Origin of the sequence: uncultured Allobosea sp. (assembly GCF_945956895.1) — a bacterium.
Taxonomy (GTDB): Bacteria; Pseudomonadota; Alphaproteobacteria; order Rhizobiales; family Beijerinckiaceae; genus Allobosea.
On the sequence record NZ_CAMFJF010000041.1, the window covers coordinates 1 to 21,955 of the forward strand.

The 21,955-nt window shown below is 63.7% G+C and carries 33 protein-coding genes; all 33 read right to left on the reverse strand.

Annotated elements, in window-relative coordinates; all coding sequences use genetic code 11:
- Positions 1-689: 689 nt before the first annotated feature.
- Positions 690-881 carry a hypothetical protein gene (locus tag Q0Q02_RS17655; RefSeq protein ID WP_293811269.1) on the reverse strand — a complete coding sequence of 64 codons (192 nt, stop codon included), beginning with the start codon at positions 879-881 and terminating at the stop codon, positions 690-692.
- 94 nt (positions 882-975) lie between these two features.
- Positions 976-1,947 carry a nucleotidyltransferase domain-containing protein gene (locus Q0Q02_RS17660; RefSeq protein ID WP_293811271.1) on the reverse strand — a complete coding sequence of 324 codons (972 nt, stop codon included), beginning with the start codon at positions 1,945-1,947 and terminating at the stop codon, positions 976-978.
- Between the two features lie 86 nt (positions 1,948-2,033).
- On the reverse strand, positions 2,034-3,068 hold the full coding sequence (locus tag Q0Q02_RS17665; RefSeq protein ID WP_293811273.1) for a 3'-5' exonuclease: 1,035 nt from the start codon (positions 3,066-3,068) through the stop codon (positions 2,034-2,036).
- A gap of 146 nt (positions 3,069-3,214) precedes the next feature.
- Positions 3,215-4,048, reverse strand: a complete 834-nt coding sequence (locus tag Q0Q02_RS17670) for a hypothetical protein (RefSeq protein ID WP_293811275.1) — start codon at positions 4,046-4,048, stop codon at positions 3,215-3,217.
- Positions 4,049-4,261: 213 nt separating this feature from the next.
- A complete protein-coding gene (locus Q0Q02_RS17675; RefSeq protein ID WP_293811276.1) occupies positions 4,262-4,471 on the reverse strand; it encodes a hypothetical protein in 210 nt (69 codons plus the stop codon).
- Entirely contained in the window at positions 4,468-4,977 is a 510-nt protein-coding gene (locus tag Q0Q02_RS17680) for a hypothetical protein (RefSeq protein ID WP_293811278.1), read from the reverse strand. The genes Q0Q02_RS17675 and Q0Q02_RS17680 overlap by 4 nt, the downstream gene beginning before the upstream one ends.
- A gap of 90 nt (positions 4,978-5,067) precedes the next feature.
- Positions 5,068-5,979 carry a hypothetical protein gene (locus Q0Q02_RS17685; protein ID WP_293811280.1) on the reverse strand — a complete coding sequence of 304 codons (912 nt, stop codon included), beginning with the start codon at positions 5,977-5,979 and terminating at the stop codon, positions 5,068-5,070.
- A 56-nt stretch (positions 5,980-6,035) separates the two neighbouring features.
- Positions 6,036-6,299, reverse strand: coding sequence for a hypothetical protein (locus Q0Q02_RS17690; RefSeq protein WP_293811281.1), 264 nt, complete (start codon positions 6,297-6,299; stop codon positions 6,036-6,038).
- Positions 6,300-6,458: 159 nt separating this feature from the next.
- Positions 6,459-6,911 (reverse strand): hypothetical protein, encoded by a 453-nt coding sequence (locus Q0Q02_RS17695; protein WP_293811283.1) that lies wholly within the window; start codon positions 6,909-6,911, stop codon positions 6,459-6,461.
- Between the two features lie 9 nt (positions 6,912-6,920).
- Entirely contained in the window at positions 6,921-7,430 is a 510-nt protein-coding gene (locus Q0Q02_RS17700; RefSeq protein WP_293811285.1) for a hypothetical protein, read from the reverse strand.
- A 32-nt stretch (positions 7,431-7,462) separates the two neighbouring features.
- A complete protein-coding gene (locus Q0Q02_RS17705) occupies positions 7,463-7,837 on the reverse strand; it encodes a hypothetical protein (RefSeq protein WP_293811287.1) in 375 nt (124 codons plus the stop codon).
- A 130-nt stretch (positions 7,838-7,967) separates the two neighbouring features.
- Complete coding sequence (locus Q0Q02_RS17710; protein ID WP_293811289.1) at positions 7,968-8,666, reverse strand: TnsA endonuclease N-terminal domain-containing protein; 699 nt, start codon at positions 8,664-8,666, stop codon at positions 7,968-7,970.
- Between the two features lie 142 nt (positions 8,667-8,808).
- A complete protein-coding gene (locus Q0Q02_RS17715; RefSeq protein WP_293811291.1) occupies positions 8,809-9,144 on the reverse strand; it encodes a hypothetical protein in 336 nt (111 codons plus the stop codon).
- Positions 9,145-9,203: 59 nt separating this feature from the next.
- The gene (locus tag Q0Q02_RS17720) at positions 9,204-9,551 is read right to left on the reverse strand and encodes a hypothetical protein (protein WP_293811293.1); all 348 of its coding nucleotides are present in this window, start codon (positions 9,549-9,551) and stop codon (positions 9,204-9,206) included.
- A 145-nt stretch (positions 9,552-9,696) separates the two neighbouring features.
- Entirely contained in the window at positions 9,697-9,954 is a 258-nt protein-coding gene (locus Q0Q02_RS17725; RefSeq protein WP_293811295.1) for a hypothetical protein, read from the reverse strand.
- Between the two features lie 179 nt (positions 9,955-10,133).
- Positions 10,134-10,916, reverse strand: coding sequence for a hypothetical protein (locus Q0Q02_RS17730; RefSeq protein ID WP_293811296.1), 783 nt, complete (start codon positions 10,914-10,916; stop codon positions 10,134-10,136).
- 172 nt (positions 10,917-11,088) lie between these two features.
- Positions 11,089-11,346, reverse strand: a complete 258-nt coding sequence (locus Q0Q02_RS17735; RefSeq protein ID WP_293811298.1) for a hypothetical protein — start codon at positions 11,344-11,346, stop codon at positions 11,089-11,091.
- A gap of 122 nt (positions 11,347-11,468) precedes the next feature.
- On the reverse strand, positions 11,469-12,263 hold the full coding sequence (locus Q0Q02_RS17740) for a hypothetical protein (protein WP_293811300.1): 795 nt from the start codon (positions 12,261-12,263) through the stop codon (positions 11,469-11,471).
- Between the two features lie 44 nt (positions 12,264-12,307).
- Positions 12,308-12,907 carry a hypothetical protein gene (locus tag Q0Q02_RS17745; RefSeq protein WP_293811301.1) on the reverse strand — a complete coding sequence of 200 codons (600 nt, stop codon included), beginning with the start codon at positions 12,905-12,907 and terminating at the stop codon, positions 12,308-12,310.
- Positions 12,908-12,949: 42 nt separating this feature from the next.
- The gene (locus tag Q0Q02_RS17750; protein WP_293811303.1) at positions 12,950-13,501 is read right to left on the reverse strand and encodes a hypothetical protein; all 552 of its coding nucleotides are present in this window, start codon (positions 13,499-13,501) and stop codon (positions 12,950-12,952) included.
- A gap of 112 nt (positions 13,502-13,613) precedes the next feature.
- Positions 13,614-14,177, reverse strand: coding sequence for a hypothetical protein (locus Q0Q02_RS17755; RefSeq protein ID WP_293811304.1), 564 nt, complete (start codon positions 14,175-14,177; stop codon positions 13,614-13,616).
- A 170-nt stretch (positions 14,178-14,347) separates the two neighbouring features.
- Positions 14,348-15,094 (reverse strand): hypothetical protein, encoded by a 747-nt coding sequence (locus tag Q0Q02_RS17760; protein WP_293811306.1) that lies wholly within the window; start codon positions 15,092-15,094, stop codon positions 14,348-14,350.
- A gap of 12 nt (positions 15,095-15,106) precedes the next feature.
- Positions 15,107-15,970 (reverse strand): hypothetical protein, encoded by an 864-nt coding sequence (locus Q0Q02_RS17765; protein WP_293811308.1) that lies wholly within the window; start codon positions 15,968-15,970, stop codon positions 15,107-15,109.
- A 3-nt stretch (positions 15,971-15,973) separates the two neighbouring features.
- Positions 15,974-16,993 (reverse strand): hypothetical protein, encoded by a 1,020-nt coding sequence (locus tag Q0Q02_RS17770; RefSeq protein ID WP_293811310.1) that lies wholly within the window; start codon positions 16,991-16,993, stop codon positions 15,974-15,976.
- 264 nt (positions 16,994-17,257) lie between these two features.
- Positions 17,258-17,593 carry a hypothetical protein gene (locus Q0Q02_RS17775; protein WP_293811312.1) on the reverse strand — a complete coding sequence of 112 codons (336 nt, stop codon included), beginning with the start codon at positions 17,591-17,593 and terminating at the stop codon, positions 17,258-17,260.
- Between the two features lie 3 nt (positions 17,594-17,596).
- Entirely contained in the window at positions 17,597-19,585 is a 1,989-nt protein-coding gene (locus tag Q0Q02_RS17780; protein WP_293811314.1) for a methyltransferase, read from the reverse strand.
- Positions 19,586-19,668: 83 nt separating this feature from the next.
- Positions 19,669-19,884: a hypothetical protein gene (locus tag Q0Q02_RS17785; RefSeq protein ID WP_293811316.1), complete on the reverse strand. Its 216-nt coding sequence runs from the start codon at positions 19,882-19,884 to the stop codon at positions 19,669-19,671.
- The gene (locus Q0Q02_RS17790; RefSeq protein ID WP_293811318.1) at positions 19,881-20,141 is read right to left on the reverse strand and encodes a hypothetical protein; all 261 of its coding nucleotides are present in this window, start codon (positions 20,139-20,141) and stop codon (positions 19,881-19,883) included. The genes Q0Q02_RS17785 and Q0Q02_RS17790 overlap by 4 nt, the downstream gene beginning before the upstream one ends.
- An 11-nt stretch (positions 20,142-20,152) precedes the next feature.
- Entirely contained in the window at positions 20,153-20,491 is a 339-nt protein-coding gene (locus tag Q0Q02_RS17795; protein ID WP_293811319.1) for a hypothetical protein, read from the reverse strand.
- A gap of 79 nt (positions 20,492-20,570) precedes the next feature.
- Positions 20,571-21,062 carry a hypothetical protein gene (locus tag Q0Q02_RS17800; protein ID WP_293811321.1) on the reverse strand — a complete coding sequence of 164 codons (492 nt, stop codon included), beginning with the start codon at positions 21,060-21,062 and terminating at the stop codon, positions 20,571-20,573.
- On the reverse strand, positions 21,059-21,223 hold the full coding sequence (locus Q0Q02_RS17805) for a hypothetical protein (protein WP_293811323.1): 165 nt from the start codon (positions 21,221-21,223) through the stop codon (positions 21,059-21,061). The genes Q0Q02_RS17800 and Q0Q02_RS17805 overlap by 4 nt, the downstream gene beginning before the upstream one ends.
- Position 21,224: 1 nt before the next feature.
- Positions 21,225-21,449, reverse strand: a complete 225-nt coding sequence (locus tag Q0Q02_RS17810) for a hypothetical protein (protein WP_293811325.1) — start codon at positions 21,447-21,449, stop codon at positions 21,225-21,227.
- 228 nt (positions 21,450-21,677) lie between these two features.
- Positions 21,678-21,938, reverse strand: a complete 261-nt coding sequence (locus Q0Q02_RS17815; protein WP_293811327.1) for a hypothetical protein — start codon at positions 21,936-21,938, stop codon at positions 21,678-21,680.
- Positions 21,939-21,955: the final 17 nt, after the last annotated feature.

The following is a 21,955-nucleotide window of genomic DNA, read 5'->3' on the forward strand; positions in this document are numbered from 1 at the left end:
CTTCTTCTGGATTCCCAGAAGTTTGTTCAGGAAGTCGATCCGGATCGTGCGTCCTCCGATGTTCACCTCGACCACTGCGGTGTTCGGGGTGTTCATCGTATCTTTGGAAGGACGCGACACGGTTCCGTTAAGCGCGTCTGCTAGCTTCTGCGCGACATCGATCTCACCAAAATAGTCGATATCCTGACTCGTGAAGGGACCTTGAGTCCGGAGTTAGGGTGCGCGATCGCGGTAGAACCATGCCCATAGATTCGTCGCCTGACCGCCTACGATGAAAGCGCCATCGTCGGCTGTTAGGTTGGATACGATGGGGATGACTTCCGCAGGCCCGAGGGCTGCAGTGTCGTCTGTCATGATTTGCGGAAGGGAACCCGCCGCCGCCCGATGCGCATCAGTGACGGATCAAATGCCGAGAACATGCCGTTACGGCGTTCAAGCTCAGCGCGCGAAACAGCGTCGGAAGCGAGGCGCGCGTCATCCTCGGCCCGCGCGAGCTGCTTGGCTCGCTGGAGCTCATAGGGGTCGAAGGATGCGATTTGCGGAGCCATTGGAACGTCTCTGTGCCTCGTCCTTTTACGCCGCTAGACCAGTTAAATCAACAGGAACGGGTTTCGTTCCCGCTCAAGCTAAGCGACAGGGCGTTGAAGAAGGGTGAAATGCCAGCGGTTGATCAGCCCGCTAAGGCAACATCAGTAGTCGCGGCCGAAACGCTCCCTGCGGCTGTAGGAGCCTGCGCCCTTTCGCGCACGGACATCGCGGCGGCGGGTATCGACGGTGATCACGGCGGCGGCGTTGCCCGCGCAGATGAACATGCCCTTGCGGTGCTCGTTGAAGGGCTTCGAGGCGGCGATCTCGATGGTCTTGAGCTTCTTGCTGGCCATAGCCTTCGTCCTCGTGAATTTGATCAATCTGGGTTCGCCCAGATTTTTCGTCGAGGATCCGAATCTCGACCACTACAGACGGCGACGCGGAGGTCTATCCGGCCGCGATCTGCGAGCGATGGGCCCGCAGGACTAGATCGTCAATGGCGGCGTGGTCAGCCTCGTAGGGCAGGGCGGAGCTCACAGCCGCTCGATCGATAGCGATGAGGGCTGACTGCAACATCTCGGCGAGCTGCTCCTTTCCGAACGCGCCCGCCCTGATCGCCATGAGGTGTTCCGCGTCTTGGCGAGGGAATGTGATGTGCCCCGTATTGAGCAGCTCGACGGCCTGACTCGCGACACGCAAGGCATGCATGGTTGCCTTAAGGTCGACGTTTCCGTTCTCTGCCGCCGTCTCGGCCCGCCGGCCATAGCTCTTCAGCACGGCGCCGACATGCATGAGGGTGTGGTCCACCGTCGAGCTGAAGGGGTACTTCCGGTCGCAGAGGACGAGGAAGTCCTGCTCTTTCGCACCACCATTGAGGAACTCGACCGCGACGTGGAGGCGGCCTTCGCAAAACGCGCGGATCTCGGCGTCATGGTCGCGCAGCCGCGCGTCGGGGCCATGGCGGTCCCGGAGACCTGACAGAAAATCTGCCGTGTCGCGAGCCGCCAGGAGACGCGATCCCTTGATAGAATAGGCCGCCGCTTGGCGCTGACAATAGCCGACGAACCCGAGGCAATCGCGGGTCACGATCCGGGGCGTCAGCGCGCGGACCTCGTGCCAGAGCGGGTCATGGACCTCGACCGCCGAGCCTTCAGCGAAGAGGAGCTCGATTGCGAGCATCTCGCCGGCGGCGGCCATGCCGAGGAACTTGCGCAGCGAATGAGATTCCTCGTCCGCGTCGCCAGCCCCGTTCGGCTTACTGGGATCGTTGTTGTCGAACTGGTCCTCGTGGCGGCCGAGGAGGATTCCTTTCCCGGACGGGAGATGGACCGATTTCCAGTCGGTATCGGAGTCAGGTCGGGCCGTCCCGTAGAGCTGGGAGCCGTAGAGCGAGCGGACGATCGTTCGCACGGGTTTCATGGCGGCGATGTCCCTTCGGGGTTTGAATCGTTCAGGTGATCGCGGCAATTGTCCCGCCAACGATGGCGCGGGGTCGAGTTCGCTTCCTAGCCTGCGCGCCAGCGCTCGAACGCCGTCAGCCGCGTGGTCAACGGCTCGAGTTGTGAGCGCCTATAGATCTCGGTACGCAAGAAGCATCGCTGGTCTTCCAGCGCTTCTTCGTCGACCTCGATCCACCAGGCTTTCGGTCGACCATCGCTCCCATCCGACCAGCGGTAGCCTTTCGCCTTCAGGATCTCCTTCAGATCGAACGGGGTGCCCTGCGCGTAGACCCGCACTCGGGTACGCGCGCTGGCACGCAGCAGCTCTGCGAAGGGTGTCTGGGCGTCCATGTCGGCCGACTTGTCGAGCACTTCGAGGAGTGCCTGGCAGTCGCTGGTCGCGCGGTGCTTGAGGTAGAAGAACCCGGACTGGCTCGCGAGATACGCAAGCTTCGATCCCTCGAAACCTCGCTCCTTCCAATCAATCTCCTCGACCGAACAAGCCCATGGCTTTCGGACGAATGAAGGCGTGAGCTTCTCGCAGAAAGTGCGATCAAAGCTCGCCTTATGGGCAATCACGAGATCGGCATCCGCGATGATCAGATCGAGCGCCGCGGTATCGATCTTATGGCCAGAAACCATCTCATCCGTGATCCCGGTGATGCGCGTGATCTCAGGAGGGATCGGGAACGACGGTTCCTGGAATGAACCGTAGACGCCGACGACATCTCCGATCACGCCGGCATCGTCATAGGTGAAGGTGACAGCGCCGATTTCGATTACCTCGTCTCGGCTGTGATCGAAGCCGGTGGTCTCGACGTCGACCAAGGCCGCGAGGTTCGGAAACAAGCTCTCGGACCGCGGAATGATCGGCCGGGGCACCACGCGCCGCAGAATCCGATAGTCGCCGCTCTGTTCGAGACGCAGCGCAGCGGCTTCCGGATCCCAGCCATCGGAATTTGGCTTGGGCGGCGGAGTCGTCTTGTCGAAGGGCTTCGTGGTCGGAAACTCGCTGTCAGGCATCTCGCGGAACAGCGTCATTTGGCTGAGCGTCGCGGGAAGCGTGGAGGCGCTGGGCGAATGATCGGTCAATTCGGACATTCTCCGGCAGGGGCTTGATCGCTGCGATGATCAATAATGAACTCGGATGCGCGGCTGTTTCAGCAGCGGATCAGACCGTGGACTTGCCACGACGGTGACGACGGGCGCCGGCTCAGCCCCGGCTCAGCCCCGGATCGGGCGCGGCCTTAGGCAGCGCTCTCGGGCGCCGAAGCGTCAGGCGACCAATTCTCCCCGAACTTGGCGCTGAGGATGTTTCCAATGACGGCGGAAACGTCGCCCTCGACTGTCTCGGTCGCGGCATCCCATGACACCGAAACGGGATCGACATTGAGATATGAGCAGAGCTGCGTCATGGCAAAGTCGCAACCAGCGTTCCAGCGCTCATCGGCAGTCGGATCGTCGCGCCAGCTTTTGTCCTGGGCCGACGGGGAGAGATTGGCTCGGACAACATTGGCTGCCTGCCGGCCGGCTTCGCGCGCCGTGAGCGAAGTGCGATTGCTGTCGCCAAAATGGGCTCTGAGCGCAGCGACCACGGTCTCGATATGAGCCCCCTCTGTGATCCTTCCGGGAGGAATGGAAGCGAAGCGCCGGGCGAAGTCGTAGAGCCTATGGTTTGTGCCGCCATTGCCGAGGAACCATTCCGGAAGCTCGCAATCCCGCCAAAGGCGCTCGATCGCGTTCGGCGCCCCCTTTAGGGCCGCAACAGTGCCGTCGATACCTGCCGATCGGGTACGAGGGGACGGAGGAAGCGCAGCCGGCGCGCGACCCAGGAGTGCTTCGAGGGTTTCACGGATGAATTCAACCCGAGAGACCCGATAGGCTTCAGAGAAGGATTTGCCTCGCAGCTCGCCGTACCGCTGCCTCACGCGCTCAACATGCGGGCTGAGCCGAGGGATCGAGGCTTCGTCGGGGTATACGAGGCTCGTTGCGGTTTCGAGGACTTGGAGGAGGAAGAGGGCGGTTCGCTCGATATCCTCGCGACCGGGTGCTCTTGCAGTGTTCGGGACCTCGTCAGCCATGGTGTTGATCCGTCTCATCCGTGTCGCAGCAAGCGGGGCAATGCCCAGCTTCCAGCACTCCGACCGGATGCTCTTCAGCGCAGTGAACGCACGGTGCGTGCGCGTCGTGGATGTCGTCGTTCGGATCGTCGCACGCCATGGCGGTTCTCTCGATCTTAGGCTGTTTCGGTTGGTTTCGGCGGCGGGCTGGTCCCAGCGGCTGGACCTTGGTGCCTACCCGGCAAGGCGGGCCGGGGGAGGCTGCAGGCGGCGGCCGCGCGGCCACTGGAACAGGTTGTTGTCAGGACGCTGGACATCGCCGCGTGACCACTGCGCGTAGCCATGCCGAAGAAGGTTGTTGCCGATGCAGTGATGCTCTTCCCAAGCTCGCTGGTAGAACAGGGCGATGTGCGCGCACGGAACGGGTGTGGTCAGGCGCTTCATGCCGCATTCTCCTGAGCGAGGACATCGAGGGGGCCGGTGTCGGGCGTGACGGCGCGCGCGAGCGCCTTGGCCCGCATCGTCACCGCGGACGAGACCGTCAGCGCGAGTTCATCCGAATTGAGAACGCTGTAGCTGCGGCGAACCTCATCGGCCGCGGCCGTCGCGAGCGCCTCGACATTGGCGTCGACGGTAGCCCCGCCCTTTCGGCGCTCGACCTCGGCCGCGAGTTCCTCGTCCGATATCTGCTTGATGTCGGTGAAATCGACGGCGAGAGCCTTCAGGGTGTCGATCTTTTCGAGGATGTGCTCGGCCTGTCCCTTAAGCACCTCGCGGACGAAATCGGCGGTCCGCGGGTGCTCCCTGAAGTAGTAGGCCTCCCGGACGCGATGGGGACCATCCTCAGAAGTCTTGAAGTTGGGGTTGTCGATCAGCAGCTTTCGGACACTGCTGATCAGGCGATCGAAGTCCTGGGCGACGACATCCTGCGCCAGAGTTTTACGCGCCATGCTTGGTCCTTCGTGATTTCGATTCAATCAGGGTTCTGCCCGAATTGTCCCCGAAAAGGGCCAGCGGCCGGAAGAGGCTGCTCCGCAGCGCTAGGCGGCCAGCTTCTGCGCCGGCTGCTCGATCAGCCGGAAGGCATAGGACCATTCAGCACCGGCGCCGCCGATGAAGGCGATCGCCGTGTCCACGGGCATGGTGTTGAGCTTCGCGCTGATCTCGCGGCGGATGTCGTGGAATCGGCCGTCCGGTCGGTCGGCTTCTTCGAAGCTCCAGTCCATGCGGCGAATAAGCGACACGAGTTCGCTGTCCATGCTCACTGGGTCGACCAACGTTCCGGCGGCCGCGATGAGATCGGCGACGATCTTCTGCTGCGCTGCGCGGGCTGCCTCATTCTCGGCCAGCTTGCGGTCGAGCTTGCGCACGATCTGAACCGACATCGACTGGTTGTGAAGGATATCGAGGGCGTATTCAGCCTGCCTCTTGAAGGCCGGATGCTCGAGAGCCGGACCGGACATCGGAAAGGCAAATTTGGTGCGCCCGACCAAGCTCCCGTCCGGGCAGCCGAAGTTGAGGCCCAGATAGGCGCCGGCCCGCTGCGGACCGTGCGAAGAGATCCCGGATTGCGACCACCGGAGGGACGGAGTCAGGGCCATTCGGTTGAGCTTCCCCAGCACTGCATCGGTGGTCAAGTCGATCGCGGTCGGCTCGCCGAGGTGTCGAATACCGACACGTGTCAAGCTGACCCGACCATAGTGCGTCCCATCGTAGCGAGCGTCGGCGAGCTCGACGATCAGATAGCTGGCCTCGGGATCCACGAGCACCGCCGGCGTCAGCTGCATCAGGCCATCGGGCGCGTTATCGAACAGGCGCGCGAGTGCATCGCTGGCGCTGCGGACTGCGGCATGCCGCTTCTGGCCAAGCTCGTAGCGGTCGCCATCGAGCTTGCGGATGGCGGTGAGCGCAGTCTGGATGCGTGAATAGGCGTTCTGCAGAGGGGCAGGCATCGTCGATCCTTCCGAGATTGCTGGGAAATGAGCCGGTGTGGGTCAGGGCGCGGGGGTCACCGCGGCGCGTGGTGTGCGCGTGACCAGGCCTGCGTCGGCCGTGCATGCCGCGCGAGGATATCGTCGAAGGCACCGGCGTAGGGATTGACCTCCGGCTGGGCCGCGAGCGCGTTCACGCCAGCTTCGATGACCGCGACGAGATCCATGCCGTTTGCGGCGAGCAGCTTGCGCGCCATCCGCAAGGCCGCAAGGCTCTCAGCCTCGATCCCGGAGTCGACGAGCGCGAGGATCTTTTTCAGCTTGGTGGAATCGATAGCCATCGGCACGTTCCCTGGGAATTCAACCCGATCCGGGTTTCGCTTCCTGGTCTCGAACCAATCCGATGCCTGAGGCGAGGCAGGCGGGAGTTGGCCGACTGGTCAAAGCAAGCCCCGCCGCAATCGGCGCCGGGGTTTTGCTCTGCGCATGTTTTCGATCGGTCAGGCAGCCTTGGAAGCCGTCAGGCGTCGCGGCAGTATGCGCCGGGCGATGGTCCAGGCACCCTCGATATCGGCATCGGTATAGGGCCGAAGCGGCCGCTCAGCATCGTCGGACCGCCGCTGGACGAAAGCCCTAAGCTCCGTCTCGCTGCGCAAGGTCTGCACCTCGAGCTTGCGGGCGCGACAGACCAGCCGAGAGACGCCGGCGATGTCCCTCGCCCGGATTTCGCTGGCGATGTCGTAGGCGAGCGTCCCGATCACAGCGAAGACGTGGAGCACGCGGTCGACAGCCTTGCCACCCGCCGGCGCCGGCATGGTGCGCTTCGGATCGGTCACGATGACTAATCCCGCGCCCAGATGCCGGTGGAGCGCCAGCGCGAAGATGTGGCAGGCGCCTTGGGTATAGGTCGCGATCTCATCCGGAGTTGCCGGGAGCTCGTTCATGTCGAACATGGCGGCCTCTCAGACGATCCTGGCGTCGTCGATCGCGACCGGGATCAGGTTCTCCGGCCTGTCATCCGGGCTGCCGGTGCAGCGCCCCTGGTCCATGACGCCGGTGGTGCGGTTGTAGCGATGACCGAGATCCTCCTCCTCGCGGTCGTCGCCCTGGACCGTCTCATAGCCCGTCAGGTCGTCCTTGAGGGCAATGATCTTGACGAGCTTGCCGCTGAGCGTCGGATAGGTCTTGTTGATCTCGAACCGAAAATCCGGGGCGATCGGGACGAGCCGTCCGGCCACGAGATCGCTGCCCAGTGAATAGCGGTCCGTCGGATGCCCAGTGAAATAGGCATCGACGATCTTCTTGGGCCCGCCGCCGACGACCTCCTCGTCGAGTAAGGCCTGGTTCGGCCAGCTCACGATCGGCTGCCGCCGGCACCAATCGGCGATCTTCTCGATGACCTCTTGCCCCGAAGCCCCTGCGAACATCGAAGTGCGCTGCGACGTGGTGACGGCGCCCATATGGATCAGCATGGAATTCTCCCGTTTCTGGATCTTCAGGACGCTCAGGCGGCGACGCCGAGCGCGGCGCACCGGATGCGCCAAAGCTCGGTCGCCTGGCAGGCGTGGCCGGCTTGGCCGAAAAGGTCTTGCAGGCCACTGGCTTCCGTGATTACGGCCAGAAGTTGCGGATTTTCAGCGACATACTCGTCCCAGAGCACGCCGTAGAGGACCCGGACCTCGGCGGCGTTCACAGCTCTTTTCCCCTTCGCCTCGCGCCAGCTCAGGCCGGTCGAACCATCCTCGAAGACTTTCGCGGCCTGATAGAGCTCCTCGATCGAGCGGCCACCGCGCCGGCGGATCCGAGCGCTGAAGGCGGAGAGCCGCCGGTCACCCCTGCTCGAGCACTCGAGGAAGGGAGCAGTGCCATGCTGGATCATCTTGGTCCTCCGTGAATTACAAAGCCGCGGCCTCGCGGTCCTTTCTTCCTCGGCAGGACAGATTGGGGAGAGCCCGGGCGGTCCGCCGGGGCTCATTGTCGGTTAGCGCGTCTCTTCTTGGACGGTGAGGCTAATCGCTCTCAAGGGGCATCTCCTCAACTGCAACGGTCGAGAACCACTTCACGACCGTGTCGTCGCTGAGCGGGACATCCAGGTCGGTCTTCAGGAATCCCATACCCACCATTTGGTACAAGGCATCCTGCGCCGTTTCTCGAAGTACGCCGTCCGCCATGATGCGTTGACGCACCTCTCCGAGCTTCCGCTGGATCAAAACGTCGGGCGAGGTCATGAAGTCCACGATCGTCTCCATGATGTCCATGAACATAGGGCTGCGAACGTGGGGAGCCAGCAGAGCGGCGTTGGCCTGGCGGGCACAGTAGATGCTCCGATCGGTGACCACCCTGAAACCGATCCCTCGCGATGCAAAATGGCGCTTTGCGGCTCGCAGCTCTGGCGCAAGCTTAGAAAAGTCGCGCTTCAGGATGTCATAAGGTTTAACTTCGAAGACGACCTTCTTGGTGCCATACGTAAAGTGCGATTCATCCCACCAGACGGCCAGAATGTCTGGTGTATATGAGCGCTCTCGACCATCAACATCCAGCTTCAGCGTCAGGGGCTGAGTGACGACGGCTCCGATCCCGATGTCGATCTCGAGCAGAATGAGGAAGTCTCGTTCCAGATTTGATTCGTAGTGCAGTTGGCGCGCAGGAAAGCGCGTAGGCAGAAAGCCCGCAATGGACTCGTTGTTGGGAGGGACTATCCTGCGCATTCCGCTACTCCAACTTTGTCTCATCAACTATGATAATTTCGAATCCCTTCTCATTTGAGTGAGAAAGGCTGGCTGCTTCGGCCCCGATTCGTGCGAACAAGCCGAGATACTTTGGCTGCTTCTTCGAGAATTGACATCGGGGTCAGATGCCGGCGAGGCCGCGGCTGCGTAGATCGAGGTTGATCGCGTGAATGCCTTCCTGCCCCAGAAGAATGCTCGCGACGCGAAGCCCGCCGCGCTTACGCCGACCGAGGCCGAGATCTGAGAGCGTCAACGAAACCCGGCCGAGCGCAGCGCGCGTGCGCGTCTCGGCTACGACGGCGCCAGTATCGGCAATGACGCGCAGGTCGCAGGCATCTCCCTTGGCGCGCGCTTCGATGGCGAAGCGCTCCTTGCCGGTGTCTCTGATGACCGTGAGGGCTGCGACCGGCAGGAAGGGGCGCGCCAAACCGACGAATTGTGCAAACTTGCTGAGCATCGGGTTTGCTCCTTTGGGAATTGGCCTTGAGGCGGCTTCTCTGACCCTGGATGAGGATCTCAAGCGGCCTGGAGCTGCGCCCAGCTATCGTCGAACGATGCTTGACTCTCTGGGGTGGCGACCTTCTCCGCGTGGAACACGGGGGTGCGGGCACGGTCCTCGACCAGGATTATGAAGCAGGCGGTCGAATTCGGCCGCGCCTGCTCAGCGACCGCCTCCCGAAGAACCGCGATGTGCTGCGGATCGGAGCAGCGTACCTTGAGAGGGTTCGTGCCGTCCGCGATCGCCTGGAAGGCGACGGCCTTGGACTGGGGCGAGGAAAGGCTGAGCTCAGCGAGGTTCCGGACCAGGCTCGGCTGCTGCGATGCGCCGCGACTCTCGATGCAGAAGATGATGCGCGCGGCCATGTCGCCGTCCTTTCGGGGTTTTGATCGAAATCGTGTTCGTCCCGATTTCCTGGACAAACCGACTGCCGGACTTGGCCCGGCAGGCAAAAAAGAAGCCCCGCCGCGAGGCAGGGCTTTGATTTGAGCGGCGGCGGCCGGCGGTGGTTCAGGAGGCCTTCTTGCCCTTGCCAGCATAGTAGGCGGCGATCCGGTTGGCCTTCGCGATCGCCTTCTTCTCGGCGATCTTGCCCTGCACCCACTTGTCGATCTTCGCCTGGACCGCGGCCTTCTTCTTGCCCTCGCGCCATTCGTCGATGCGGCGCTGCTGGGCGGCCTCGCGGGCCTTGGCGGCGGCGCGCATACCGTAAGCGCGGCGGCGGGCGGCGGCGACGGCGGGGGTGTTGGCGGAGGTCGAGTTCGTCATGGTGGCTTTCCTTGTCGGAAGGGAGCGATCTGAGATCGCCTCATGAGGTTCCGAGGACCGGCTCTTCCCTTGTCCCCGTGATTTCGAAGCTCGAAAGCTTCACTTGTCCATTTCTCCGATCAGCCAAAAGAAAAGCCGCCGAAGCGGCGGCTTTTCTCATCTTGATGCGATGTCTGACGTCAGTTGCCGATGGGCTGGGCGAGACCGGAAGCGTGGATGTTCCCGCATAGTCCGAGGCGCGCCTGCTCGACCTTGACCGCACCCTCTTTGGCCAAGGTGATGTAGAGCGCGTGCCCATGGCCCTGCATGACCCAGAGAATGCCGTCGTCGCGCACCGCGCCGAACCCATCGACCTTGCAGAGCGTCTTGCCGACGCGATCGGCGACGGTGAACGTCACCTTGTAGGTCGGCTTCTCCTTCTGCTCCTCGATGTCGTACCAGCACTGGCGGCCGGTCGGGCACTTGACCCAATAGGTGCCGATGAAGGGGTCGCGCTGGGCCGCCGCGGCTGATGTCTTCGGGGTCTTCGTTGCCGGCTGGACCGCTGCCGCCGGATGGATACGCTTGGCGACGCCGCCCATCTTGTAGAGTTCGCAGGCAGCGCCATACGAGGCGTAGACGAAGACGTTGTTGCCCTTCTCGGGCCGAACCGAAAGCGTGTTGTTGTCGTCGGTCTTGACCGTCAGCTCCTGCGCGATCTTGTTGAATGAGGTGCCCTTCACCTGGCAGACCTGATTGCTGGGCTTGCCCTTTTCCGTGACCCGATAGGTGAGGGCATAGCCCTGTTCCGGAGTCGAGGAGATCTCGTAGGAGCATTCGACGCTCGCTCGCATGCAGTCGACGGCGAAGTGTCCGATGAGCGGGTCGGAATCGGCCCGGGCGGTCGCCGGCGCGAAAGCGAGAGCTGACCCGATGACCAGGAGCAGAGTCCTGAAGGCGAAAGTGGCGTGACGCAGAAGCAATTCATTCTCCGTAGATGCGAGGCGGCAAATTCATAGGCGAAGGCGGCCAACGGGCAGTTACCTTCGTCGCTAAAGCTTGTCTGATGTGGCTGCGCCGTGCCGGCGGGACGCCAGCGAAAAAGCCCCGCCGCGAGGCAGGGCTTTGATTTGAGTGGCGGCGGCCGACGGTGGTTCAGGAGGCCTTTTTGCCCTTGCCGGCGTAGTACGCGGCGATCCGGTTCGCCTTGGCGATCGCCTTCTTCTCGGCGATCTTGCCCTCGACATACTTGTCGATCTTCGCCTGCACCGCAGCCTTCTTCTTGCCCTCGCGCCATTCGTCGATGCGGCGCTGCTGGGCGGCCTCGCGGGCCTTGGCGGCGGCGCGCATACCGTAAGCGCGGCGGCGGGCGGCGGCGACGGCGGGGGTGTTGGCGGAGGTCGAGTTCGTCATGGTGGCTTTCCTTGTCGGAAGGGAGCGATCTGAGATCGCCTCATGAGGTTCCGAGGACCGGCTCTTCCCTTGTCCCCGTGATTTCGAAGCTCGAAAGCTTCAATTCCCATCCCTGTTGAAGCCTACTGCCGCGCCAGCGGCATCCAGCGAATGCCGGGTGCGCGGAGTTCGCTCAGGACCTGGACGATGGCTTCCGCATATGCTGCGAGAAGCGTATCGGGATTGTCGGAGCAATGGACGAGGGTAGAGGCCGTATCCAGGGCGAGGGTCGTAGCTTTCGCCGGCGCCAGGGGCGCGAAGATCTCGTCGTCGGTAGCGATGGCGATATCCGTGACGAAGCTCGCCGCCGAATTGACCATGTTGCGATGCTTCTTGGACAGCCGGAACCGGGAGCTCGCAGCCGATTCCACGACGCCCGCTGCATCGAGGACGGCGTCGTGACTGCCCGTGTCCGCGCAACGGTGCGCGGCCGCTTCGAGCTTCCGCGTAAGCGTCGGGGAGGGGTGAAACCCCGCAACTGATCGGATCACGATCGGCACATATACCCGATTGATTAGGTCGATCATTCGGCTGATGAAGACCTTAGAATCGAGGGTCTCGCGAGTGCCGAGCTGGGCGATGGCGAGACGGCGCATGCCAGCGGCGCGGGCAGCCGTCGACGACCAGGCGACGTCGTTGAGGTGGATGACGAAGCTACGGACCGCCGAGTTCACGCACTGGGGATCGTCACTATGCGGAAGACCGAGCGCATAGCTGATTGCCGCCTCAACGCACATCTCGCCTGGGATGCGCGAGCCAAGGCCGGGAGTGACGCCGGCGTCGATGGTCGTCAGCATCTTTTCGATGAGCTCACGCGTCAACGTGATAGCTCCGGTGCCGAGCGTGATGGCGTCGGGATTGCCGGTCATTTCGGCCATGAGCATTTCTCTCCTGAATCCTCAACTTGCGGTCAGTCGGCGTCTCAATGTCCTGCCTCGAGGTAACCCTCTGAGGCAGCAAACTCGTAGAGCGCTCGTTCCAGGGCTTCGTACCGGTCGGCGGTGGTTTCCACGTTGCCGATCACGAGCGAGTAGCCGTCAGCATCCGTTCCGGTCATGAAGACGCGGTCGACATAGACACGACCGGGGCCGGTCGCGTCGTCGGCGTGTTCGATTGCAACGCCGAGGTCGGAGACTGGGCGGCCAGTGGCGACGAACTCGCGGTAGGTCAGCAGCGCTTTGGGGTTGAACCCGAGGGCAAAGGCGCGTGCGGCCTGCGCCAGGCGGGCGAGATGCAGCGCCTCGTCGAGCGCCTTGGCGGAACCCTGCCAATGGTCGAGCCATTCCCCGTAAGGGTGCAGACCGACGAGCCAGCCGTCTGTCTGGTCATCGCCGAGCGACTGGCCGTTGTCGCATATCCAAATGCGGGCAGCGCCGTCGTCGCAGACATTCTCCCAGGCCATACACCCACCGCCTGTGTGGATGGCCTCCCATGCGCGATCATCCTGTTGCAGAGGTTCGGATACGGTGGCGATTGCGATGGGCTCGGCGGCGGCGTGGCCCGGAATCATGTTCACGATCAAGACGGGTTTCCTTGCTGTGGCAGATGAACGAAGTTGCGGCAGTTACGCGGCCAGCAGCGTGACGGACGCGGCCTCGGAGGCGGTTTCGCGGAGCGCCTCGGCGATCGCCGCCTTGACCTCAGGTCCGCAGGATTCCGAGACAATTGCCCGGATTACGATGTTGCGGGCATTGCCCTGAACCGCAGCGAGGGCGAGCCGGCTGACCAGGAGGCCGCTGTAGCGGAATTCGATGCCGGTAGCGGAATCCTCAGCTCGCTGCGCGACGTCGGCGACGGCAATCGCGCCGTCGCGCGTTGCGTCTCGCGCGCAGAGATCGGCAGTCGCTTCCATAGCGGTGCGCTGCAACGCATTGGGGTGGAGTTTGGCTGCAGCGCGCAGTGCCATCGGCAGTGCCGTCTGGATGATGCGGGCGACGAAGCGGTCGGCTGAAATTCGATCCTCGCAAACGGCCTGGAGATCGTCGTTGACCTGGGCGTCAATGATCTGGCGCATCGAGTGTCCTCTCGGAATTTGGATGTCTCGGGTCTCGTTTTCCTCGCGCTGAGAAGACCACCCGGCGGATGGTTGTGCTGGCGCGGCGACGAGCGGCCGCATTCCCCGCACCTGATGCGGGAATGACGTTGCACAGCAGATTACGGAACGGGACGGTGCTGTGGGCGCGGAAGAAGCGGGCGGTTACGCGCGGCCAGAGGTGCGTGACCCGCTGCTATCGCGAGGCGGCATTCTCGAAGGGCCGTAGCGCGCTGATCGCCTCCGACATGAGACCATCCAAACGAAGCGCGACGTCAGGGTTGAAAGCCTTGGAGCTGCTTGCGTGCTCGCCGATCACAATCTTCAGGAGGTGATGGAGCAACGTGAACGAAAAATCGGCGCCATTCTTGGGGTCATCGGATCTGACGGCTTCCAGTGCTCGCTCAAGAACCAAGGACGATTGGCGGACGGCCTCAATGGCTTGGTCGCGATTGATCGCCTCCTGCTTGGCCAGATCGTCGCCCCATCGTCTGAGCTGCCCCTCGAGCGCCCGTTGAAAAGCCAAGTCATTGCCGTTCGATCGGCGGTTCCACAGCCCGTAATCGAAATAGGTGTGTGTCGCGCTCGCAAGCCAGACACGGCTGTTGGCCCACCGGGCCTCGTCCGCATCTGCGAGAGCTTCCTGCAAGACGAGGCTGATGCATGTGCAGGTTCGCATGAAGTTGCGCTCGACCAGTGCCGCGGCAGGCGGCTCACGGTCGCCGGCAAGCCAGGCAACAACCCGATCAAACATACGCATCGCGACCTCAGTTCGCGGAGAGCTTATGAGATCGCAATGCGTGGTCAACCGCGTGTCAGGCGTTTCTAGGCTCGCGGATCTCGTTCCGTCAGGGATTGGCTGACGAGCCAGAAAGAAAGCCGCTTTTGGCGGCTCTCCGAAATGTACCGGGGCGAGCAGGTGGCGATGATCTAGTGGGGTCGACCTTCCGCCTTGGCGATGGCGACGTCGGCCTTATCGAGATGGTCGTTCGCCTCTTCCCGCGAATTGGCGTCATCGCCATAGCCGGGAGTCTTGAGCACATGCCGCATCAGCGCGGTCATACGGACAAGCTGCGTCAGCAAGTCCGCCGCCGCCCCGCGCATGGTATCGGGCTTCAGGTCGAGCCCCTGGAGCCTCATGTTCATCCGGGTCGCAGCGTCGAGCTCGTTCCGCTTGTTGCTGGCGAGCGAAATCGACATGCGGTCTGCGATGGCCCGCCCCAGCAGATCGCGATCGGCGGCCGTGATGGCGAACGAGGCGATATCCGGCGCGCGGGCAGAGATCACCTCCGCCAAGGTGTCGCGAGTGATGCCGTGGCGCTTCTGTGCCGATTTGGCCAAGGCAATAACCCGCTGCGGCGAAGCGTCGGCGGCCTCGCCGAATAGACACTCGCCGACGAGGCGCGTGAGCCAGTGAAGCGCGTCGTCCAGCCTCGGTGCCTGAGCCTGCTGCTGATCGGCGCCGGCCGGTTCGTCCACTGCGTAAATGTGGGGACGCCGGGCCTTGTCTTCGCTTAGCAAGACTGAGGCCCAGGCGGCTTCTGCCGCTCTGAGCTCTTCGTTCGCAGCCTCGAAGGCGTCCTGACTGCGGGCCCTTGGGTAGGCAGCCAGGGCGGCCTCATACCGCGCCTGCGCTTCGCGCCGGGCCGGCGAGGCATCGGACGGGAGGAAATGCATGGATACCATCGATCAGTCCAGTCGCTCGAGATTGATGGGCGCAGCCTTGGATTCGCGCGCATCGCCGTCGAACATGACGATGGCAAATCCGCTCTGGGGGTCGATGCGCAAAAACGTCCCCTGGCGGCCCCGGAACGTCGGCGCGAAAGAGCCGGAGAAGCGGACACGGCACTTCGGGGTGAGTGGCCGACCCATGCGCCGCCCCTCGGCTTCAGCGAGAAGCGTCTGCGCCTCTACAATTTCCGCCTTCCCAGAGCCCTTGGCGAATACTGGGTCGCGCCGCGCGACCTCGGCGACAAAGCCGAGCAACTTGCTTGCATTTCGGTGCAGCGGATCGGCAGGTTCCCGGACGAGTATTTGTCGGGCGTCGTGGATGAGCCCCTCGAGCTTCCCGAGTTCGGCGCTCAGCCGCTCCTCGCCGAGATCGGAACGATAATCGTCGACGTTCTCATAGTCGTTGCGCAGCTGCTCGCCCTCGGGCGAATCCGCGCGGAACTGGTCGTGCAGTGTCCGAAGCCCAGCGACGCGCTCGACGAAATCGCGAGAGCCCTCAGCAGCCCGGATTGAGGACGTGGAGGGTCTGCGGGTTGGCTGATCACCATTTTCAGCGCGGGCGAGCACGGCCTGGAATTGATCCCAGAGTCCGGCCCGGCCGATGTCGAGCATAGCGTTCGGAAGGCCGGCTATGGCCTTCAGCATGTCGAACATGTCGCGCGCGGCGGTCATCAGGAGGGCCGCCTGCACGTCTCGCGGATCGACGGCTTCGGCCTCGATGTCCCAGACCGGGGACTCGATGCGGGCAAGAACGTAGGAGCCGTCAGTGATGACGGACTCGCGCCCCTCTGTGTTCTGGCAGGGTTGGAGCGACCAGGTCATCTCTCAGCCCTCCTTCGCTTCGGCGGCGGCGATGATCACCTCGGCAGACTCGACGGCGGAAAACCATTCAGGGACGTCCTCGCGGATGACCGTGTCGATGACCTCCCGAGCCTGCTCCGACAGCGTCTTCAGGCTGGCGAGCATCTTCAGCGCCATGCCCTCGATGTAGAGAGCAGTCTGGCGAGCCTCGTTGCGACCCTGCTGCGAATGTGTGCCGATCACAGAGTTCAGGAAGCGACATTGCGAGGCGAGGTCGGCTTTGACCATATCGGAGGTCAGAGGAGCCATCGGACGCCCGGCCAGCACATCGCTGATCACGCGTAGGATGTCGTCCGGCCTGGTCTGGCCGGGGCGGTCGCTGGCCGCCTCTTCCTGCAGCCAGAACTGTGCCGCTTCTAGCGCGGCCCATGGCGAGACGAACTTCGTGTCGCTCACGGCCTCCTGGCCCTCAACGAGGGCAATCGCGGCTTCGATCTCGCGCAGCCCAGCTGCATAGCTGCAATCTTCAGGCTGCTCGTCATCCTCGCCGTAGATGTGCGTGCCGATCGCTTCGTCGATGAGATCGCGGCCGGTCTTCAGGGCCCTCAGCGCGGCGCCGGCCGTGATGGCCGCGGCTGCGCTCATCGTATTGGCGGCCGAAAGGACAGCAGCATTGTCGATGTAGAGCGCGAAAGCGTCTTCATCCGACCAGCGGCGCGGGTTGGTCGCGTCCCCCGGTTCTGCTGGGCCGAAATTCGCGACGAGGAAATCCTGCGCCTCTTCGAGTTGGACCTTCAGCTTCGTCCAGTCCCCGACAACCGGACGGGAAGGCACGCCATCCATGATCATCGCGAAGATGTCGTTGTAGTCGTCGCCGGTCGGCGCGACGGCCCCGCCCGATTGTTCTTCATCGTTGAGCCGGTCATCATGCGCTTTGACGGCCGCGCGAATTCGCTCCAGGTCGAGACCGGCAAGTGCGCGCCGGCCGAGATAGGCGATGATGTCGCGCAGTTCCTGACGGCCGTTCCAGTCGTCGGTGCCCACGAGCGAAATCGCGAGCCGGACCTGCTCGCTGATGCTCGAGCCGTGGTCGGATCCGATGGTGGGCTCGCCGGCCGCAAGTGCGTCGCGAACCTTGCTGGCTCCTGCCTCGTCGACGGCAGCGAGGAGGGGCGTGCCCTCACGGTAGATCGTGAAAGGAACGCGATCGCCGAAGAAGCGATCGTCCTTGATCGTGAAAACGGGCACGGGCTGTCCTTTTGGATTTAAGAATATGACGCTCAGGGGAGCGAGGCCGGAACGGCTCGGTCAGGCGGCGTCCAGCTCGGTGAGCATTTCGCGGGCTGCCTCGCGTTCGCCTTGGTCTGCCCAGCCGCAGCGGTCGGCGACGGCGTCTACCTGCTTTAGCAGGCTGCGAAGCGAGTCCTCGAGCTCCTGAGCCTTCCAGACCGCGCCGAGGGTGATCTCGACCACCGAGCCGCCGACATCGTCGTCGTCTCCGTAGATCTCGGGATCGGCGCCGCGCATCTCGTCGCGGGCAGCTTCCTCGGCTTTCTCCTCGTTGTCGGCGATTCCGGACCAGGAGAAGGTGCCTTGCTCGCGGTCGTTGTCATTCCAGTTGATGATGAGGGAATAGCGCGGCATCCGTCACCCCTCCGCGTCGATTGTGACGAGAACGGTGCCGACCCCGGTGCCGCTTTCCTTGAAGGCGCCGTCGGGGAGCTTCTCATGCGCGCCGCCAAGCAGGCGCAACCACTCGCGGAACTCGGTTGCGCGCCGGTCCTGTCGGAAGAACGGGCCTGGCGACATGATCGCGATCAGCCGGCCGCCGGGCTTCAGGAACTTGAAGGCATGGCGGACATGCTCGATGTCCTGGCTGTTCTCGAACGGCGGGTTCATCAGCACCCGATCGTAGCGCGGCTCCGGCACGGCCTGCGTGAAGTCGGACCCGATCAGATTGATGCCCTTCAACTCGAGAACATGGCGAAGGCGGCCATTTACCTCGAAGGCTTCGACGACAGCATGTGGCGCCGCCCGCCTCACGCCGTCGCAGATGGCGCCGCTCCCGGCCTCGGGCTCGAGGATCAGGCAGGGGCCTTCCGGCAGGCAGGCCTCGATGACCATCTGGTCGACGATGACCTCCGGGGTCGGGAAGAAGCCCGGGATCTTGGTGAAGCGGAGGTCCTCGATCATCCGGCGGTTTTTCTCCGCCTCGCGATCCGCCGCTGCGGTTTCCGCGATCAGAGCCCAGAACTGCTGGGCAGCGTCACCCTTATCGGCGGGACGGCCGGTCTCGTGGCCGGCGTCGTAGTAGCCGCCCTGGCTGCGGTCGATCTCGGCCCGCGCCAGCTCCAGCGCGATCTTCTTGCTCGTGACGTGGACGAGCGCGGTCGGCACTGCGCCGGTGTCATGAAGTTCGGCAAGCTTGAGTAGGCCGGCCTGCGCGCGCTGAAGCTGATACCCGTCGATTCGGGCGCTTGCGGCTTCCCGCTGGCGCTTCGGGGTGTTTGCGAGGCGATCGCGGAACTTGTCGGCGATGTCCTTGGTCATGCCCTCGGCGATCGTGCGGAGCTTCGCGGCTATTGCAGCGCCGCCGCGCGACGGCTTCGGCTCCGGCGCACTCGTCGGTTCGTCCGTGGCGGCAGGCTCCACCGCTGGGGCCGGCGCGCCCGGGTTCGCGAACGCCTCCGCTGCGGCGCGATCCTTGAACGCGAAGCCGCCGGGCGTGCCGCCCCACGGGCGGGAGTACCAGCCGGCCATAGAGACCGCGAGATCCCGCAGCCGGTCGAACTCGGCACGTTCGACTCGATCCGGCAGGATGCAGATGAAGATCGGGAAGCCCTTCTTCGTGTGGATGTGTTCCTCGATGCGCAAGCCGGCGCCGGGCATCGAAACAGACTGGGTCTCGACCGGGAGAGCGAACGGGGCCGCCGGGACGGCCCATTCGCCTGTGGGGATGCTGAGGGCAGGGTTGTCGGTGGCCAGCTTCACCTTGTTGACGCGCCAGCCGCACGCGTGGCGAGAGCCATCCTTGAGGTAGTAGCCGGCACCCATCGACCACTTCTCACGGTGCTCGGCCGAGTCCGGCGCGTCGGCGAGGACTGCGGTGTCAGCGCAATTCCGGGCCGCCTCGCGCATCTCCGGGAAGAGGTCGCGGGTGTGCCGCGAGAAGGCGAGAATGACGGTGCGCGTCGAGGTCGAGTGGAAGTAATCCGACATCGTGTCGGACTTGTCTTCGATCAGCTCGCCAACGAGAACAGCCTTGGCCCAGGTCGGGATGCGGGACGCCGCGTCAGCGACGAATTCAGCGCGAATGCGGCGCGCATCCTCCTGTTGACGCTGAGCCGCATTGCGGCGGTCTGCCATGGCCCGACGAGCACCAGCCAGCATTGCTGCGGTGGCTTCGGCCGAGATGGCGGGGATGTTGGCGGCCTTCGCATGGTCGATGTAGGGCGCGGCGATGCCGTCGGGAAGTTCGGAGACGTGATTGTCGAAGCAGCAGATGTATTCGACGTTCACGGGCTTCATGCCGCCGGAAAGGACGAAGCTGGTCCCAGAGGCTTGGCGGATCTCTGCGACGTAGCCGGTCTTTCCGGCTCGATCGATCAGCGCGGTGCCAACGGTGACGGTCTGCATGGGCGGAATCCTTTCGTGTTCACGCCCGGTTGCGAGCGCGTTGAGGGTGTCGTTGGGATCGGTTTTGGGGAGCGGCCGGCCCGTCAGCTGTCTGGAAGCCGTTCGGGATTCATCACGAGCGCGTCTTCACCATCGATAACGGGTTCAAGGCTGCAGCGTGCAAACCAGTTGCCGATGAACGGAATCGCAACATGGTTTCGGTGGTCGCGGCCGCACTCGGCGCACCATCCATGTTCGAAGTGCTGACGGAGCCATTCCGCCGGATCAACGTCGAGATTGCCTTCGCAGGTGATGCTCACCGGCGGGGCTCCTTCGCCATCATCTTCGCGGTGCCCCACGCGTCATCACGGTCATCCGTGTAGGCGGCGATTGCCTCGGCGCGTTCGCGAGGCAGTCCCGGCATGGAGATGCGATATTCGCCCTCCCGCTTGCTGATGGTGAGCCCCAACGCCCGGACCGCGACGAACAGCGCCTTGTCGTTGCGGGTGGGCGAGGTGACCGCTTCGGTGATAATCCGGGCAACAGCCTGGTTCGTACGGGCGCGCGCAGTTCCCATGACGAGATCTCTCAGTGGGCGTGATTGGTTGGATAGAGAGGATTGACGCCGTCGAGCGGACCGGTGATCCAGAAGGCCTGAATGACATCGCGCCACCACGGCCAATCGCCCTGATGCTGGGGGGCCAGTGTGTCCCGGCGCCAGTCCAGGCCGCATGTCCGGACGCCGTAGAAGCCATGGCTATGACCGCCGTCGCCGTGGTGCCTGCTCAGCAGGTCGACCGCAGAAAGGCCGGTTGCTTCTGCGAGCTCTTCTGCGGAGGCCTCGGGCTGGCCGAAGTAGTACCGCAGGGCGCGGAGGCGCTCTTCCGGCGTGTACGCGTTGAACGCCCTTTCGCAGACGTTTGTCATCGACAAGCTTCCTCGCTCGCGCGATTTCAACCGCGCGTCATGCTCGAACTGGGTGGAATTGCGCTGGGCAGTCGCCGCGCTAGTCGACGCTCCAGACCCTCACGAGGTCTTCGATCGAGGCATAGGTCTCGGACCCATTTTCGTCCTCGACTGTCAGGAGATCATGCGCGTGGATCTTCGCGAGGCGCATCCGCCCGCCGGCGGCTTCGGTGACCCAGTATTGCGTCTTCATTGGCAGGACGTCACGGGGCCAGCCGTCGACGTTCCGAATCTTCGCGGCGTCCCGGTGCATGCGGTCCTGCCGATAGGTGAGCTCGGTTTCGACCTTCGGGGCGAGCCACGCATCGTAGCGCGCATGGCCTTCGGTGGTGAGCGCAAGGCCTCTTCCGGACAGGCAGAACGCGTCGCGGTGGTCCGCACAGAAGCGGCTGATCATGCGATCGTTCCATTGCGTGTAGCCGACCATCGGGCCGCCGGGCCATCGCTTGCGATCGTCGGCGAGCTGCTCTTCCTCGGTTCGCCCGTTCACCCGGCAATATTGCAGCCATCGGGGATTGCCGTTCTCGCTCAATTGATGATCCTTCCAATCGGCTTCGCGTGGCCAAGGCCGCGGATCAGATGAAAGCCAGAAGCCTGGTGCTTCAGGACCTTGCCGTAGGTGTCCCAGGGGCCGCCGATCACGATGATCTCGCCCGGCTTGGCCGCCGTCTTGAGCTGATAGAGGTGTCCCATCTCAGGTGCGCAGCTCCCCTCGCTCCCAGGCTCGCCCCTCGGGGCTCTCGGGATGAAACGGATTGTTGTCCGCCTCCTCTTCCTGATCTTCCGGCTCAACGCTCTGGGCGATCCTCAGGATGTCATCCCGTGTCTCGCCCAGCGGGCCGATGGTCACGAGATCCGGTTGATCCCAGTTGCCTTGGATGCGGGCGATGATGGCGCGGATGGCGGCTTGGGCTTTCATCGCGGGGACTCCAGGTTGCGGGAGGCGAGACCGGGCGGCTGGCGGCGTGAGGCGGCTCGAACGTGAAATTCCGCCCGCTCGCATTGTCCTTGGGGTTTCTCAGAATCCTTCGTCTTTGCCGCTGTAGCAAAAGCCAAAAGTCAGAGGCTGCCGGCGCTGTCCGGCCAAAGAAAAGGCCCCGCCGGTGGGCAGGGCCGAGACGAACGTTCAATGCTGTCCAGCCGTGAGTTACGCGGTTGCCGGCAGCAAGATGGTTTCAGCGGGTATGCCCTGGCCGTCCCATTCGGCCAGATGATCGACCCTCTCCCAACCCTGCTCCACGATTGAGGCTTCGGCATCGGCCAGTTCCGCGAAGCCCGTCGTGTGGTGCCCCAGGGAGCGGTACCGAAGCACCTTCTCAGGTCCAGGCCCGGGAAACGGGGCCGGTCGAAAGATAACCGGGTGGAAGCGACCGTTGGACGTGTTCTTGAGCATGCCCGCCTTGTACATCGGCGCGTCTCCTGTCC